The sequence below is a fragment of the Alcanivorax sp. DP30 genome (assembly GCF_009882945.1).
GTDB lineage: Bacteria > Pseudomonadota > Gammaproteobacteria > Pseudomonadales > Alcanivoracaceae > Alcanivorax.
In genome coordinates this window covers 625,659-641,254 of record NZ_WTUY01000002.1, presented here as the reverse complement: position 1 = coordinate 641,254, position 15,596 = coordinate 625,659, and the positions used below count along the sequence as shown (strand labels likewise).

Genomic DNA, 15,596 nt, shown 5'->3' with positions numbered 1-15,596 from the left:
CGGAATGCACCTAGAAGACCATAGAGTAGACACTATGGCTAGGGCTGTTTGGGCCGTTTCGGGCGTCACTTGGGCAAGCCGGGAAGTCCCTCTTGAGGTGCGAACCGCTCAGGAGGTCAGGTCCGAAGCTGTGGGCACTTCTTCGGGCTGCCAGTCAGCACCCAGGCGTTCCGCCAGCCGCGGGAAGGTCAGGTTGATGCGTTCCAGTGCACCGGCGATTTGTTGGCGTTGACGGTAAGTGATGGAAGGGGTGCCTTCCATGGCGGCGAGCAGGGCGTTGGATGCCTGCTCAAAGCGCAGGTCCGTGGCGCCGAAGGCAGACAATTGATAAGCCGAGGCCAGGGCGTGCTGCCAGTCTGCAGCGGCAGAGCGCAAGGCATCCGTGGGCTGGGCCGGAATACGACTGTGTATCCACAGCGACACCTGCCCCAGATTCAGGCCGGTAAGCCCAAGATCCGTGTAGTGGCGGCGTGATTCAGGCAAAGCCTTGTCACAGACCGTGAGCCAGCGCAGCCGGTCCGCCATGCGCGAGTTGAGCCATTCTTCGCGAAGGTTGGCAGGTCGGCCCAGCAGGGTATGCAGGTCGATGGCGGTGTCGCGCACCAGCCGGCGCCGAAGGCCGGGGCCGTTGGGAGGCGTGATCAGACGGAACATCATGAAGGCCAGGAAGAGCCCGAGGGTGATGGCAAGGGCATTGCTGGCCACCCGGGTGATGTCGAAGTCCATCTGGGTGCCTGGTTGAACCAGAATGATGAATGGCGTGCAGAAGCCAAGACCATAGGGCAGCGTTTCTCGCTTGCTGATGGCCAGCAGTGCCACAAAGATGGGCCCGGCTAGTCCGAGAATCAGCAACAGAAAATTGTGGTTGGCCATGGAAAGCAGCGGCAAAGTCAGAAACAGCGCCACCGGGCCCGCCAGTGTCGAGGTGATGGTGGCGCGTTTGAGCACTTTATCCGGCTCCGCAAGCCGGGCAAACATGATGGTAAAGATCACCGGCATGACCATCAGCATGATCGCCATCGGGCTGGCGGTGCCAATCCAGAGGGTGCTGGCGATGACAAATACCAGGGCGCTGCGAAGGCCCACGGCGGTGGCCACCTGCCAGTCTCGATAGGGCTTCAGGGTGGGGGCTCGCAGCTGCATCTCCTCTACGGAATAAAGCGCCCGGTTGGCCTCCAGGGCGAGAATCAGATCACTGGTGAGATTGCGGGCGACAAGGAAGAGGCGCCGTTGCAGCGGCGCTGCATCCTCGGACTGTTCCTGGCGTGCCTGTTTCAGGTAGCGGCGCAGGGCCTGGGCTTCCTGCATGGCCTGCTCGGCGGAAGTGGTCTCGCGCATGGCAGTGAAGGCAGTGCGCAATACCGCCAACAATTTGCGCATTTCATCGGTCATCAGGTCATCGTGGTAGCGCATCAGCCGGCCGATCACTCTGATGCGCGCCACCAGTGACAGGGTCTTGTGGCAAATCAGGGTGGCTGCGCGGGCGCGGCCAGGCCCCTGGCTCCCTTCGTAGGTCACGGCGGAGCTGTCATCGCTGAGAGCGAAGATGTCCTGAAGCAGGCTGTCCACCTGACTGTGTCGGCGGTGATGGGTGCCGGTAGGGTCCAGCTCCAGTTCCAGATAGGCGAGGGTCTGATTGAGCGCATTACGGGCATGGCTGCGCAGCAGGCCTTCGACACGAGCAGGCCAGAGCAGATTGCTGACCAGGGTAGCGCACACGGCGCCGAGGATGATTTCACTGACCCGTGCCGTGGCCACATGAAAAATGCCGATGCTGGAAGTTGCATCAGGGTTGGCAATAGGGATCACCACAATCAATGTGGCGGTGACCCCGGCCATGGCGAAGCCATAGATAAAATTGGCCTGCCGTACCCAGGCTGAGGCACCGGCGTTCAGGCCGATCCACAGTGTCAGGGCGGCAATGGCCAGCACCGGGTAGGGGAGAAGCCAGGCCAGAATAAGCAGGCCGACAGCCCCCCCGATGAGGGTGCCACCGATCTGGCAAATTCCTTTTTCAATCACCAGTCCGGTTTCCGGACGTATCTGCAGGAATACCGCTGAAATCAAGGCCCAGTAGGGGCGTTCCAGCTGCAGATGCATGGCCAGAAACAGGGCCAGCGCCATGCTGAGAATACCCTTGCAGGCGAAGATTACCGAACGTCTGTCCGGGGTCAGGATAGCGGCGAGTTTCGGGTTAATCGTCATGCAGGCGGACGGTGGCAGTCATGCCGGCGGCCAGAAGAATGTCATCCGGAATACTGTCCAGCTCGATATGCACGGGGATGCGCTGTGCCAGCCGCACCCAGTTGAAAGTCTGCTGCACTTCCGGGAGCAACTGCTGATCAGTCCGGGTGTTGGCGTTGGCGATAGCCTGGCCCACGCTGGTGACCTTCCCCTGCAGGCTATGGGCGCCGTTCATCAGTACCACGGTAGCGCGTTGGCCGATGTGCACCAACGGCAGCTTGGTTTCTTCAAAATAGCCGGTAACGTAGAAGCTCCCTGCCTTGACCATGGAGAGTACCGGGATGCCACGCTCGGCAAAATTGCCCTTCTGGAGTGTTAGATTGACCACCGTACCGTCGGCCGGGGCACGCACTTCCGTGCGCTGCAAATCCAGTTCTGCGGTGGTGAGTTCGGCGCGGGCCATGTCCAGATCGGCGCTGGCCAGTTTTACTTCCAGCGAAGCTTGCTGCCGGGTTTCGCCGGAAGCCTTTTCACGCTGCAGTTCTGCCATGGCGAGGCGGGTCTGGGCTACTTCCAATCTGGCACGGGCCTGGGACGCCGCGGCCTGATAGCGCTGTGGGTCGATTCGCAGCAACAGGCTGTCACTGCTTACGGCCTGATTGTCGTGGACCGGCAGTTCGGAAATCCAGCCAGAGACATCCGGCGACAGGGTAATGATCTGCGCGCGCACCTTGCCGTCGCGGGTCCAGGGTGCGTAGAGATAGTAATTCCAGATCCAGTTGCCAGCGATGATGGCCAGTACCACTACGGCTACGGTGAGCAGAATGCGAAGGGGTTGTGACATGGTCCGTGGGTCCTCAGCTCATCAGGCCCAGCGTCAGGGCCAGGTAGCAGACAAAAAGTGAGAGATAAAACCAGGGGCCTTTCCAGATGGCCCGATGCCAGCCCAGTTGCCGCAGCAGCAACCCGCTGGCCGCCGTGCATGTCAGAGCCACCAGCACAAACAGCACCATGGGACTGACCAGCAACCCGCCAACGGGAATTTCATGGAGCCACATTGTAGTTCCCGGTTAATAACGTCCAGACATGGTAGCGGATATTTGGATGTGGCTGTAGGAACCGGAGTGTAACGGAGGTAACAGCCGAAGGCTGGCCCGAAGGGTGAGCGAAGCGAATAACGAGCCTGCTCGCGATCCGAGCCTTGGCGAGGTAAGGATTACAGAAGCGAGTTGCGAGTCACGAGTTTCCAGAATCCCAAAACAACAACCCGGCACGAGGTTTGAGGTTTTGCCTTTCGAAACTCGTTTCTCGCAACTCGAAATTCCTGCCTCGCAGTCGCCTGGATCACCGGGCGGGCTTTCTTGCGTCAGGCGTGAGTTGTTCCCATCAAATTTTCCAGCAGTCGGCTGTAGATCTTCGTCAGGGTCTCCAGTTCGCTGATGCTGGTGTGTTCGTCCACCTTGTGGATGGTGGCATTGGTAGGGCCGAGTTCAACCACCTGGCTGCCGGTGGGCGCAATGAAGCGACCGTCGCTGGTACCCCCGGCAGTGGAAAGCTCCGTTTCCTTGCCGGTGACGTCACGGATGGCGTCCACGGTGGCATCTACCAGGGCGCCACGGTCGGTGAGGAACGGTTGGCCGGACAGGGTCCAGGTCAAGTCGTAATCCAGCCCGTGCTTTTGGAGGATCGCCTCGGTGCGCTCGCGCAGGATGGCGTCAGTGAGCTCGGTGGAAAAACGGAAGTTGAAAATTACTTCGCAGGTGCCGGGAATCACGTTGGTAGCGCCGGTGCCGGCGTTGATGTTGGAGATCTGGAAGCTGGTGGCGGGGAAGAATTCGTTGCCCTGATCCCATTCAGCAGCGGCCAGTTCAGCCAGTGCCGGAGCGGCATCGTGCACCGGGTTGCGGGCCAGGTGGGGGTAGGCCACATGGCCCTGGATCCCCTTGACCACCAGCTTGGCGCCCAGTGAACCACGACGACCATTCTTGATCACGTCGCCTACGGTGTCGGTAGAGGAGGGTTCGCCCACCAGACAGTAGTCGATGTGCTCGTTGCGCGCCTGCAGGGTCTCCACTACCTTGACAGTACCGTTCACGGACGGGCCTTCTTCATCGGCGGTGATCAGCAGGGCCAGGCTGCCGGGATGATCCGGGTTGGCGGCCACAAAGTCCTCGATGGCCACCATCATGGCGGCGATGGAACCTTTCATGTCCGCAGTGCCGCGGCCGTACAGCAGATCGCCTTCCTCGGTGGGAGTAAAGGGATCGTACTTCCAGGCAGATATATCTCCAGTGGGCACCACATCGGTGTGACCGGCAAAGGCAAACACCGGCCCTTCGGTGCCACGTCGGGCCCACAGGTTACGCACTTCCTCGAACCACAGGGTTTCACACTGAAAGCCCAGGGCTTCCAGCTTTTCGATCATCCAGTCCTGACAGCCTTCGTCCTCGGGAGTCACGGACGCGCGGCGAATGAGTTCCTTGGTGTAGTCGAGAGTGCGGGACATGAATCTTCCAGTAGCGGTGGTTCAGGGCAGCTGCAGGAGCACCTCTCGAGGTGCGAACCCGCCCGAGGTTCAACCCGGCCTTGTTCGCACCTCAAGAGGTGCTCCTACAGAAAATAGGCGGCACGCCAGCATGTTGCGTGAAGCGTGCCGCGTGTTGCGTTAATTATGCTTGTGCAGTTCTTCGTTCAGTGCAATGGCGCTCTTGTTGGTGAGGCATTGCACGGCACCGTTGGTGGTGTTGCGACGGAACAGCAGGTCGGATTTGCCGGCCAGGTCGCGGGCCTTTACGGTTTCGACAACCTCGCCCTTGTCGTCCATGAGCTGGACCTTGGAGCCGGCAGTGATGTAAAGGCCGGCTTCGATGGTGCAGCGGTCACCCAGCGGAATACCGGTGCCCGCGTTGGCGCCAAGCAGGCAGCCTTCACCCAGGGAGATGATGATGTTGCCACCGCCGGACAGGGTGCCCATGGTGGAGGCGCCACCGCCGATGTCGGAACCCTTGCCCACGAAAACGCCGGCAGAGATGCGACCTTCGATCATGCCCGGGCCTTCGGTGCCCGCATTAAAGTTGATAAAGCCTTCGTGCATGATGGTGGTGCCTTCGCCCACGTAGGCGCCCAGACGCACACGGGAGGTGTCGGCGATGCGCACGCCGGCGGGTACCACGTAGTCGGTCATCTTGGGGAACTTGTCCACGCTGTTCACGGACAGGACTTTGCCATTCAGACGCGCCATCAGCTGACGTTCCTGCAGTTCTTCCAGATCAACGGCGCCTTCGTTGGTCCAGGCCACGTTGGGCAGTAGCGGGAACATGCCGGACAGATTGACGCCATGGGGCTTCACCAGGCGGTGGGAAATCAGGTGCAGCTTCAGGTAGGCCTCGGGGGTGGAAGCGGGTTCGGCATCGGTTTCCAGTACGGTCAGTACTACCGGGCTTTCGGATTCCTGGAACGCCACAGCGTAGCTGGCTTCGTGCTCGAAGCCGGCTTCACGCCATTCGCGGGCAATGTGCTGGATCTGTCGATGCGTCAGTTCGATTGCCGCGTTACCGCCTTCATAACCCAGCTCTTCACGAATGACTTCAACCAGCTTGTTGTCCGGGTTGATGGCCGGATCCGGGTAGTACACTTCCAGCCAGTTGTCGTTGCGGTTCTTGGTGCCGCAGCCCAGTGCGATGGCGAAATAGTTGCTCATGAGATCCTCTCTGGTGAAATCAAATTGCGCTTCTGAGCGCTTATTTCAAAAGCTCTTGCCACTCATCGGCTTTGAAGCCGGCGGTGAGAATGGTGTCGTTCTGCAGAATCGGCCGCTTTATGATAGACGGATTCTCCAGGGCCACGGTGACAGCCTTGCTGGCATCCATGGTCTCTTTTGTAGTGTCGTCCAGTTTTTTCCAGGTGGTGCCGCGCTTGTTGATCACGGTTTCCCAGCCCAGCGCATCCAGCCACTGCTTGAGCGACGCTTCCGGCACGCCTTCCTTCTTGTAGTCGTGGAAGTGGTAGGCAATGCCGTTGTCATCCAGCCATTTCATGGCTTTCTTCATGGTATCGCAGTTCTTGATACCGAAGATTGTCAGGTCCATGTTCTTTCCTTTCGAAATCTTTCCGTAGGAGCGTCGCTCGCGGCGCGATAACCCGTTATTTAAAAGCGGTTTTACCACAGAGGCCACAGAGTTCACTGAGATAAAACAATGGGTTTTCTCTGTGCCTCTGTGTGCTCTGTGGTGAAATTGTACTTGGTCCTGGTTTTGAATCGCGCCGCGAGCGACGCTCCTACGGTGATGTCACAACGTATCCAGCAACGCCTTGATCCGCTGTGCACCTTCAATACATTCTTCCAGCGGTGCCACCAGCGCCATTCTTATCCGTTTTTCGCCTGGGTTCTTGCCGTCCACAGTTCGCGACAGGTAGCGGCCGGGGAGGACGGTGACGTTCTGCTCGGCCTGAAGGCGTTTGGCGAATTCTTCATCACTGATAGGCGTTTTGGGCCACAGATAGAAGCCCGCTGCCGGGGCGGATACCTTAAGGGGGCCACCGAGAATGTCCAGCACAGCATCAAATTTTTGCCGGTACAGAGCGCGGTTGTTCTCTACATGGGTCTCATCACTCCAGGCAGCGATGCTGGCCAGCTGGTGGTGAATGGGCATGGCGCAGCCGTGGTAGGTGCGGTAGCGCAGGAAACGCTTGAGTACTTCGCTGTCTCCGGCGGCAAAGCCTGATCGCAGGCCGGGCAGGTTGGAGCGCTTGGATAGCGAATGGAAGACTACGCAGCGGCGGTAATCATGACGGCCCATTTCGGCGCAGGCTTCCAGCAGACCGGCAGGTGGCTTGTCGCGATAAATTTCCGAGTAACATTCATCGGATGCAATCACGAAATCGTACTTGTCGGCCAGCTCAATCAGCGCCTTGAGCTGGGGCTTGCTCAGCGTTGCTCCGGTGGGGTTGCCCGGGGTACAGATAAACAGCAGCTGGGTGCGGATCCAGGTATCTTCACTGACGGCATCGAAATCCGGCTGCAATCCGGTGCTGTCCGTACAGGGCAGGTACATGGGTTCGCCGCCGGCCAGCAGGCTGGCGCCTTCATAGATTTGGTAGAACGGATTGGGCATCAGCACCAGCGGTTGGCGTTGGCGGTCGATAACGGCCTGGGTAAAGGCAAACAGGGCTTCGCGGGTACCGTTGACAGGCAGTACCTGGCTGGCGGCATCAATGCTGCTAAGGTGGAAGCGACGCTTTAGCCACTGGGCGATGGATTCACTCAGTTCGGGAATGCCGGCGGTAGTGGGGTAGTTGGACAGCCTTGCGGTATTGTCCTTGATCACCTGCTGCACAAAGTCCGGGGATGGATGTTTGGGCTCGCCAATGGACAGGGCGATCGGTGACTTGTCAGAGGTCGGCAGGCCACTGAAAAGCGCTTTGAGTTTCTCAAACGGGTAGGGGTGCAGCCGTTCCAGGTCTGGATTCATGGGTTACTTGTTTCCGTTGTTCTTGTCGTCGAGCTCTTGTCTGAGCGTTTCCTGGAGCTCCTGGCACAGGGCAGGGTCGGAAACCGGCTCACCATCGAGATCGGTAATGAAGAAGACGTCCTCGGCGCGCTCGCCCAGGGTGGCAATGCGGGCATTCTGCACCAGCAGTTCAAAACGCATGAAAATGCGGCCGATGTGTGCCAGCAGGCCGGGACGGTCCAGGGTCTGGATATCCACCGCAGTGCGGTCATTGACGATATCGTTGCTGATCACCACCTGGGTGGGCACGTCGAAGTGCTTGTTGCGGCGCGGCATGCGCCGGCTGACGGTGGTGGAAAACCGCTCGGGATGTTTGAGGGTTTCAGTGAGGGTCTTGCGGATCTGTTCAATGCGCGCCCAGTCTTCCCCGATGGGGGTACCCTGCTCATCCAGCACAATATAGGTATCCAGGCTGAAGCCATCAACGCTGGTGATAATGCGGGCGTCCATGATGGTCAGGCCCAGCGTGTCCAGGGCGTTCACGGTGGCACTGAACAGGTTACGGGTGTCCGGCGTGTAGATGAAGATCTGCGAGCCGCCGGCGATGGAGGTCTGGCTGGTTTCACCGATCAGCACCAGCGGATCGTTCGGGTCTTCCCGGTCGAGCATGGCCTCGGTATGCCAGGCAATATCCCGCGGGGTTTCACGCAGAAAGTACTCGTCGCCGATGTTGGCCCATAGCGCTTCGATTTCAGCGGCATTGTGATCCTGCCCGGTGAGCAGCTTCATGGCTTCATCGCGGGTTTCATCAATCCAGTCCTGCTTGTCCACCGGGTTGTTCAGACCACGGCGTAGCGCCCGCTTGGTCTCGGTATACAGCTGGCGCAGCAGAGATGCACGCCAGGAATTCCAGAGGGTTGGGTTGGTGGCATTGATGTCAGCCACGGTAAGCACGTAGAGGTAATCCAGGTGCACAAGGTCGCCGACTTTGCGGGCGAATTCGTAGACCACGTCTGGATCGGAGATATCCTTTCGCTGGGCGGTAACGCTCATGACCAGGTGATTCTTCACCAGCCAGGCCACCAGTTTGCCGTCCCATGCACTGAGTCCATGTCGCTGACAGAAATTCAGCGCATCCACTTCGCCAAGTGCGGAGTGGTCACCACCACGGCCTTTGGCGATATCGTGGTACAGAGCCGCCGCGTAAAGCAGTTCAGGCTTGGGCAGCCGATAGAACACTTCAGTGGCCAGCGGGAATTCTTCGCGCATGTCTTCATAGCGAAGCCGGCGCATGTTCTTCAGTACCAGCAGGGTGTGGGCGTCCACGGTATAAATATGGAACAGGTCGTACTGCATCATGCCGATGATGGCGCCAAATTCCGGCAGGTATTTGCCGAGGATGCCGTAGCGCTTCATGCGACGCAGCTGGGTAAAGAGCGCGTGCGGGCTGCGTAGCAACTGCATGAACAGTGCGTTGTTTTCCGGGTTGGCCCGGAAGGCATCGTCGATCTGGCGGCGGTTGTAAATCAGCGCCCGGACGGTGGCGGCACGTATGCCCTTGAGGTCCGGGTTCTGCGCCATCAGTACGAAGGTTTCCAGCAGGGCAGAGGGGTGCTCGCTGAACACCTCCGGGTGAGTAATTTCAAGATATTCGTTGCGCACCTGGAAGCGCCGGTTCAGCGGACGCACCTTTTCCGGTTCATCACTGCCGAGAATGGCTTCGTCGAACAGCTGCAGCAGCATTTCATTGAGAACGGACAGGGCCAGGGCGACCCGGTAGAAGCCCTTCATGAACACTTCCACTGCCAGATTGGTGCTGGAGTCCTCATGGCCCAGTCGGGAGGCCAGCTGGCGCTGATGATCAAACAGCAGGCGATTTTCGTTGCGGCCAGTGAGGGTGTGCAGCTGCCAGCGGACTTCCCATAGATAGTCCAGGCACTTGCGCAGTACCGAGTACTCCTCCTTGGTCAGGAAGCCGGCATCGACAAGGGCTTCCAGGCTGTCGGCATTGAAATGGCGCTTGGCCACCCATGCGATCATCTGCACATCACGAAGACCACCGGGGGCATTCTTGATATCCGGCTCAAGATTGTATTCGGTGTCATTGAAGCGTTTGTGGCGGGTCACCTGTTCCTGCCACTTGGCGGCAAAAAAGGCTGCGGAATCCCACATGTGTTCGGGGCCGGTGCGCTCTTCCAGTCTGATGCGCAGTTCGTCGTCCCCGGCCAGGGTGCGGGCTTCCATGATGTTGGTCGCGACGGTGATGTCTTCCCGGGCCAGCTCGACACATTCATCCAGGGTGCGGACCGCATGGCCAATCTCAAGTCCGATGTCCCAGAGGAAGGCGACAAAGCGTTCCAGGCGCTCGTAAACGGCCGCTTGTGGATCGTTGGCCAGCAGCACCAGCAGATCCACGTCGGAGCTTGGGTGCAGCTCCCCGCGGCCATAACCGCCCACGGCCACCAGCGCGGTATCTGACTGTTCGGCAAGGCCGAACAGGCTCCAGGCCGCAATCATGACCTGGTCCACCAGGCCGGCGCGGGCGTGAACAAGGTCGGTGATGTCGGTGGCCTCAAACAGCTGGTTCAGGCGCTCCTGTCCCTGCTCAAGATACTGGCGGGCATATTGACCTGGCTGGGGGCTCTCCTGCATGGCGTCGAGGAGGGCTTGCTGGGTAAGCGTGGGGGTGAGCTGCATTGGGATCCTGTGATGGTGAGGCTGTATGACAGCGGACGACCTTTCCATGCAGGACGCGCGCCAGTCATCAGCGGGATGTATCAGTACAGGTCGTTTTCTTCGCCGCGGGCGGTGAGGACCTCATAGCCGTCAGCGGTGACAGCAATGGTGTGCTCCCATTGAGCGGACAACTTGCGGTCCTTGGTGACCACGGTCCAGCCGTCAGGCAGGAGTTTGTTGGCGGCCTTGCCGGCATTGATCATCGGCTCAATGGTGAACACCATGCCTTCTTCCAGGGCCATGCCGGTGCCTGGTTTGCCGTAATGAAGTACCTGGGGCTCTTCGTGGAACCCCTCGCCGATACCGTGGCCGCAGTATTCACGGACTACCGAGAAGCGCTCGCCTTCGGCCATTTTCTGGATACGGTGGCCGATATCTCCCAGGGTGACGCCGGGCTTGACCATCCTGATGCCGGCCATCATGCATTCCCGGGTGGTTTCCACCAGGCGCTTGGCCAGAACAGAGGGCTCGCCGACATAGAACATCTTGGAGGTATCGCCGTGCCAGCCATCCTTGATAACGGTCACATCGATATTGATGATGTCGCCCTTTTTCAGGGCCTTGCTGTCGTTGGGTATGCCGTGGCATACCACGTGATTGACCGAGGTGCAGATGGATTTCGGGAAGCCGCGGTAGCCCAGACAGGCGGGGATGGCCTGCTGGCGGTTGACGATATGGTCGTGGCAGATGCGGTCCAGTTCCTCGGTGGTCACCCCGGGTTTGACGTGCTCGCCGATCATTTCGAGGACTTCGGCGGCCAGCTTGCCCGCCTCACGCATTTTGGCGATCTGTTCAGGGGTTTTGATAACGACATTCATGAGACTCGAGGAAACTCCAGCTATTTCAGTGGTTTGGCTGTTTCTTGTGCCTGTCCAGAAGCGTAAAAAAGGCGACTTTTCGTTGCCTGAGGCGGGGTGCTGTGGTATAAAGCGCGCGCTTTCCCGCTCTCGGTGTGCTCTGTGGCAATGGTGCTGCATTGTAACCGTCGAGGCAGGGGAAGGAAATCACACATGCCCCGTCACATTGCCCTGGGTGCCTGTCTTCCTTATATAAGGTGAGCCGGGTTGGGTTTATGCGGGGGCGTGGAGGCCTAACCCAAAGTGGAGAAATACCAATGTCCAGCGTAACTATGCGCGATATGCTGAAGGCCGGCGTGCACTTCGGCCACCAGACCCGTTACTGGAACCCGAAGATGAATGCTTACATCTTTGGCGCCCGTAACAAGATTCACATCATCAATCTGGAAAAGACCCTGCCTCTGTTCAACGACGCCATGGCGTTCCTGAACAAGCTGGCTGCCAGCAACAACAAGATTCTGTTCGTAGGCACCAAGCGCGCTGCCCAGAAGGCTGTCCGTGACGAAGCCACCCGTGCCGGGATGCCCTACGTGGATCACCGTTGGTTGGGCGGCATGCTCACCAACTGGAAGACGATCCGTCAGTCCATCAAGCGCTATCGTGACCTGGAAGCACAGGCCCAGGATGGCACTTTCGACAAGCTGACCAAGAAAGAAGCGCTGATGCGCAAGCGTGAGATGGACAAGCTTGAGCGCTCCATCGGCGGTATCAAGGACATGGGCGGTCTGCCTGATGCCCTGTTCGTGATCGACGTGGATCACGAAGACATCGCGCTGCAGGAAGCTCGCAAGCTGGGTATTCCGGTTGTAGCGGTTGTTGATACCAACTCAAACCCGGATGGCGTGGACTACGTGATCCCGGGTAACGACGATGCGATCCGTGCTATTCAGCTGTACGTGCAAGCGGCAGCCGACACCATCCTGGAAGGCAAGCAGTATGCCCAGAACCAGACCGGTGGTGAGAGTGAATTCGTCGAGGTAGAAGGCGAAGCTGAAGGCGAGAAGGCCGAAGGCTGATCTGTTCGGGCAGGCACCGCCTGCCCGTTTTACCGAAACCAACCGTTTTGAGAGGATAATCATGGCTGCTGTAACTGCTGCAATGGTTAAAGAGCTTCGCGAGCGTACCGGTCTTGGCATGATGGAGTGCAAGAAGGCGCTGGTAGAGGCAGATGGCGATATCGAAAAAGCCATTGATGACATGCGCAAGTCCGGTCAGGCCAAAGCGGCCAAGAAAGCCGGTCGTACTGCTGCTGAAGGCGCGGCAGTGATTGCAACCAACGCTGACAACACTGTTGCCGTGATGGTTGAGATCAACTCCGAGACCGATTTCGTTGCTCGCGACGACAACTTCCTTGGCTTTGCCAACAAGGTTGCCGAAGCAGCCCTGGCTGCCGGTGAAACCGACGCTGCCAAGATTGCCGAACTGAAGCTGGAAGATGGTTCTACCGTTGAGGAAGCCCGTCAGGCGCTGGTTCAGAAAATCGGTGAGAACATCCAGATCCGTCGTGCTGCCACGCTGAATGCCGAAGGCGCTATCGGTGCCTACGTTCACGGCGCCAAAATCGGTGTGCTGGTTGCCCTGAAAGGTGGCGATGCAGAGCTGGGCAAAGATGTTGCCATGCATGTGGCTGCTGTTAACCCGATGGTTGTAAGTGGTGATCAGGTTCCGGCAGAAGTGCTGGAAAAAGAGAAAGAGATCATCCGCGCCCAGCCTGACATGGAAGGCAAGCCGGCTGAGATCGTCGAGAAAATGCTCGGTGGTCGTATCAACAAGTTCCTGAAAGAAGTGAGCCTGCTGGATCAGCCCTTCGTGAAGGACCCCAATACCACTGTCGGCGCCCTGGTCAAGGCTGCTGGCGCTGAAATCGTCGCTTTCGAGCGTCTGGTTGTCGGCGAAGGTATTGAGAAAGAAGAAGTCGACTTTGCTGCTGAGGTTCAAGCTGCGGCGAAAGGCTAAGGCTGCCTGTCGATGAGAAAATGACGCCTTGCTGGGATACCAGCAGGGCGTTTTTTTCGCCTGTTGACGAGGGATACGCTGTATTACTCCCGCATGTCGGTGGGCGAAACGAGGAAAGTGCTTGCAACCATCGTGCTTGGCGGTACTGTGAACGTGCCCCGGCAGATGTGCGGGCCGGAAACGGCAACCAATTGAATAATGGCGGGTATTCATGAGTGGCGGAGACTTGGACATGCCGACGAACAAGGAGCGCTCGCCGCGCTATAACCGTATTCTGCTCAAGCTGAGCGGTGAAGCGTTGGCGGGTGACGAAGGATTTGGTATTGACCCCAAAGTGCTGGATGCGATTTCCCTGGAAATCGGTCAGCTGGTTGGTATCGGCGTACAGGTTGGTCTGGTTGTCGGCGGTGGCAACCTGTTCCGCGGTGCGGCTCTGCAGAGTGCGGGCCTGGATCGTGTGGCCGGGGATCATATGGGCATGCTGGCAACCGTGATGAACGGTCTCGCCCTGCGTGATGCGCTGGAGCGGTCCAATATTCGCACCCGCTTGATGTCTGCGATCCCCATGAGTGGTGTTGTCGAGCATTACGACCATCGTAATGCCAACCGCCACCTCAAGAATGGCGAGGTCGTCATTTTCTGTGCAGGCACGGGTAATCCGTTCTTTACTACGGATTCTGCGGCCTGTCTGCGTGGCATTGAGATCAGTGCCGATGTAGTACTGAAAGCCACAAAAGTAGACGGTGTGTATAATGATGACCCGGAAAAGAATCCGGATGCGGTCAAATATGACACCTTGACCTACGACGAAGTGCTGGATAAAAAACTGGGCGTAATGGACCTGACAGCAATCTGTCTGGTTCGTGACCACAACATGCCGTTGCGCGTATTTGATATGAACAAGAAGGGTGCGTTGCTCAACCTGATGCTGGGCGGTAACGAAGGCACCCTGGTAGAGGCTGCGCAATAAGCGCGCCTGTAAAGATGGTGAGGAATAACGGTGATTGACGATATTCGTGAAGATGCGGAATCCCGCATGAAAAAAAGCCTGGCTGCGCTGGACACTGCCATGAAGCGCATCCGTACCGGCCGTGCTCATCCCAGCCTGCTGGACAACGTGACCGTGGATTACTACGGCTCCGAAACACCGCTCAAGCAGTTGGGTAATATTTCCGTTGAAGAAGGCCGGACACTGACCATTTCCCCGTTCGACAAGAGCCTGATTCCGCAGATTGAAAAAGCGATCATGACGTCGGATCTGGGCCTCAACCCTTCCACCTCCGGTACCCTGATCCGTCTGCCACTGCCTCCGCTCACAGAAGAGACCCGTCGGGATCTGGTGAAAGTGGTGCGTGGCGAAGCCGAGCAGGCCCGTGTATCCATCCGCAGTATCCGTCGCGATGCCAACGGTGATCTGAAAGAGCTTCTCAAGGAAAAGGAAATCTCCGAAGACGAACAGCGTCGCGGTGAAGAACTGATCCAGCAGCTGACCGACAAAATGGTGGCTGAAGTTGAAAAAGTTCTCAAAGAAAAGGAAGAGGAGCTGATGACCGTCTGATTCGGTCGTTGGTTTCGAATTTCGATGCAGGCGGGCTGTGAACCAGCCCGCTTTTGTTATTGGCGGAAGTATTATGTCCAGTGACCAGCCTCGCTCCAGTGCGCCGGATATCGACTCTCATCAGGGTGCTTTGCCCCGTCATGTGGCCATCATCATGGATGGCAACAACCGCTGGGCCCGCAAGCACGGCTTGCCCGGAGAAGAGGGGCACCGTGCAGGTGAGCAGGCGGTACAGACCATTATCCGCCAGGCAGCGACCCGTGGCATTGATGTCCTTACTCTGTTTGCCTTCAGCTCGGAAAACTGGCGCCGCCCGCCAGAAGAAGTCGCTCATCTGATGGCGCTGTTTCTCAAGGCATTGGGGGGTAGGGTAGAAGAGCTGCATGCCAAGGGCGTGAGCATTCGGTTTATTGGTGATCGCTCCGCGTTTAGTCAGGATCTGCAGGATGGCATGTCGGAAGCCGAGGCTCTGACTGCCAATAATCGTCGTATGACCGTAGTGATTGCGGTGAATTATGGTGGTCAGTGGGATATCGCCAATGCGGCGCGACAGCTGGCGGAACAGGTAGCAGCAGGGCAAATTCGCCCGGACCAGATCTCAGCCGAAACCCTTGCACCCTATATCGCCATGGCTGATCTTCCCCTGCCGGACCTGTTGATTCGTACTGGGGGTGACCAGCGGATCAGTAATTTCCTGCTTTGGCAGTTGGCTTACAGCGAATTATGTTTCTCTGCACTGCTGTGGCCAGATTTTGGTGCCGAAGCCTTCGATGAAGCGCTGCAGGATTATGCCGGCCGTCAGCGCCGATTTGGCCGCTCCGGAGAGGAAGTGGCCAGCCTGAAAGGAGAATAACA

General features: G+C 58.4%; 14 protein-coding genes. 5 read left to right on the top strand and 9 right to left on the bottom strand.

Going from position 1 to position 15,596, the window contains the following annotated elements; all coding sequences use genetic code 11:
• Window positions 1-108 precede the first annotated feature (108 nt).
• The 9 genes from GQF00_RS03535 to map form a co-directional block, all read right to left on the bottom strand.
• Complete coding sequence (locus GQF00_RS03535; protein WP_161317753.1) at window positions 109-2,205, bottom strand: FUSC family protein; 2,097 nt, start codon at window positions 2,203-2,205, stop codon at window positions 109-111.
• Window positions 2,195-3,028 carry an HlyD family secretion protein gene (locus GQF00_RS03530; RefSeq protein WP_161317752.1) on the bottom strand — a complete coding sequence of 278 codons (834 nt, stop codon included), beginning with the start codon at window positions 3,026-3,028 and terminating at the stop codon, window positions 2,195-2,197. Before GQF00_RS03530 ends, GQF00_RS03535 begins: the two co-directional genes overlap by 11 nt.
• A gap of 13 nt (window positions 3,029-3,041) precedes the next feature.
• Window positions 3,042-3,242 carry a DUF1656 domain-containing protein gene (locus GQF00_RS03525; protein WP_161317751.1) on the bottom strand — a complete coding sequence of 67 codons (201 nt, stop codon included), beginning with the start codon at window positions 3,240-3,242 and terminating at the stop codon, window positions 3,042-3,044.
• 308 nt (window positions 3,243-3,550) lie between these two features.
• Complete coding sequence (gene dapE, locus GQF00_RS03520) at window positions 3,551-4,690, bottom strand: succinyl-diaminopimelate desuccinylase (RefSeq protein WP_161317750.1); 1,140 nt, start codon at window positions 4,688-4,690, stop codon at window positions 3,551-3,553.
• 159 nt (window positions 4,691-4,849) lie between these two features.
• Window positions 4,850-5,884 carry a 2,3,4,5-tetrahydropyridine-2,6-dicarboxylate N-succinyltransferase gene (gene dapD, locus GQF00_RS03515; protein ID WP_161317749.1) on the bottom strand — a complete coding sequence of 345 codons (1,035 nt, stop codon included), beginning with the start codon at window positions 5,882-5,884 and terminating at the stop codon, window positions 4,850-4,852.
• Window positions 5,885-5,924: 40 nt separating this feature from the next.
• Complete coding sequence (locus GQF00_RS03510; RefSeq protein ID WP_161317748.1) at window positions 5,925-6,272, bottom strand: ArsC family reductase; 348 nt, start codon at window positions 6,270-6,272, stop codon at window positions 5,925-5,927.
• A 201-nt stretch (window positions 6,273-6,473) separates the two neighbouring features.
• Window positions 6,474-7,655, bottom strand: coding sequence for a succinyldiaminopimelate transaminase (gene dapC, locus GQF00_RS03505; RefSeq protein WP_161317747.1), 1,182 nt, complete (start codon window positions 7,653-7,655; stop codon window positions 6,474-6,476).
• Window positions 7,656-7,658: 3 nt separating this feature from the next.
• A complete protein-coding gene (locus tag GQF00_RS03500) occupies window positions 7,659-10,331 on the bottom strand; it encodes a [protein-PII] uridylyltransferase (RefSeq protein ID WP_161317746.1) in 2,673 nt (890 codons plus the stop codon).
• Window positions 10,332-10,411: 80 nt separating this feature from the next.
• Complete coding sequence (gene map / locus GQF00_RS03495) at window positions 10,412-11,188, bottom strand: type I methionyl aminopeptidase (RefSeq protein ID WP_161317745.1); 777 nt, start codon at window positions 11,186-11,188, stop codon at window positions 10,412-10,414.
• Window positions 11,189-11,484: 296 nt separating this feature from the next.
• Between map and rpsB the strand changes: the two genes are divergently transcribed.
• The 5 genes from rpsB (at window position 11,485) to uppS (ending at window position 15,594) form a co-directional block, all read left to right on the top strand.
• A complete protein-coding gene (gene rpsB, locus GQF00_RS03490; RefSeq protein WP_161317744.1) occupies window positions 11,485-12,243 on the top strand; it encodes a 30S ribosomal protein S2 in 759 nt (252 codons plus the stop codon).
• Window positions 12,244-12,304: 61 nt separating this feature from the next.
• Window positions 12,305-13,183, top strand: coding sequence for a translation elongation factor Ts (gene tsf, locus GQF00_RS03485; protein ID WP_161317743.1), 879 nt, complete (start codon window positions 12,305-12,307; stop codon window positions 13,181-13,183).
• A 232-nt stretch (window positions 13,184-13,415) separates the two neighbouring features.
• A complete protein-coding gene (gene pyrH / locus GQF00_RS03480; protein ID WP_202560329.1) occupies window positions 13,416-14,153 on the top strand; it encodes a UMP kinase in 738 nt (245 codons plus the stop codon).
• 30 nt (window positions 14,154-14,183) lie between these two features.
• Entirely contained in the window at window positions 14,184-14,741 is a 558-nt protein-coding gene (frr, locus tag GQF00_RS03475) for a ribosome recycling factor (protein ID WP_161317741.1), read from the top strand.
• Window positions 14,742-14,814: 73 nt separating this feature from the next.
• The gene (gene uppS, locus GQF00_RS03470; protein ID WP_161317740.1) at window positions 14,815-15,594 is read left to right on the top strand and encodes a polyprenyl diphosphate synthase; all 780 of its coding nucleotides are present in this window, start codon (window positions 14,815-14,817) and stop codon (window positions 15,592-15,594) included.
• Window positions 15,595-15,596: the final 2 nt, after the last annotated feature.

Excerpts from the sequence above, each read along its gene's own strand:
- GQF00_RS03535 (WP_161317753.1), bottom strand. The coding sequence starts at position 2,205 with ATGACGATTAACCCGAAACTCGCCGCTATCCTGACCCCGGACAGACGT.
- GQF00_RS03530 (WP_161317752.1), bottom strand. The coding sequence starts at position 3,028 with ATGTCACAACCCCTTCGCATTCTGCTCACCGTAGCCGTAGTGGTACTG.
- GQF00_RS03525 (WP_161317751.1), bottom strand. The coding sequence starts at position 3,242 with ATGTGGCTCCATGAAATTCCCGTTGGCGGGTTGCTGGTCAGTCCCATG.
- dapE (WP_161317750.1), bottom strand. The coding sequence starts at position 4,690 with ATGTCCCGCACTCTCGACTACACCAAGGAACTCATTCGCCGCGCGTCC.
- dapD (WP_161317749.1), bottom strand. The coding sequence starts at position 5,884 with ATGAGCAACTATTTCGCCATCGCACTGGGCTGCGGCACCAAGAACCGC.
- GQF00_RS03510 (WP_161317748.1), bottom strand. The coding sequence starts at position 6,272 with ATGGACCTGACAATCTTCGGTATCAAGAACTGCGATACCATGAAGAAA.
- dapC (WP_161317747.1), bottom strand. The coding sequence starts at position 7,655 with ATGAATCCAGACCTGGAACGGCTGCACCCCTACCCGTTTGAGAAACTC.
- GQF00_RS03500 (WP_161317746.1), bottom strand. The coding sequence starts at position 10,331 with ATGCAGCTCACCCCCACGCTTACCCAGCAAGCCCTCCTCGACGCCATG.
- map (WP_161317745.1), bottom strand. The coding sequence starts at position 11,188 with ATGAATGTCGTTATCAAAACCCCTGAACAGATCGCCAAAATGCGTGAG.
- rpsB (WP_161317744.1), top strand. The coding sequence starts at position 11,485 with ATGTCCAGCGTAACTATGCGCGATATGCTGAAGGCCGGCGTGCACTTC.
- tsf (WP_161317743.1), top strand. The coding sequence starts at position 12,305 with ATGGCTGCTGTAACTGCTGCAATGGTTAAAGAGCTTCGCGAGCGTACC.
- pyrH (WP_202560329.1), top strand. The coding sequence starts at position 13,416 with ATGCCGACGAACAAGGAGCGCTCGCCGCGCTATAACCGTATTCTGCTC.
- uppS (WP_161317740.1), top strand. The coding sequence starts at position 14,815 with ATGTCCAGTGACCAGCCTCGCTCCAGTGCGCCGGATATCGACTCTCAT.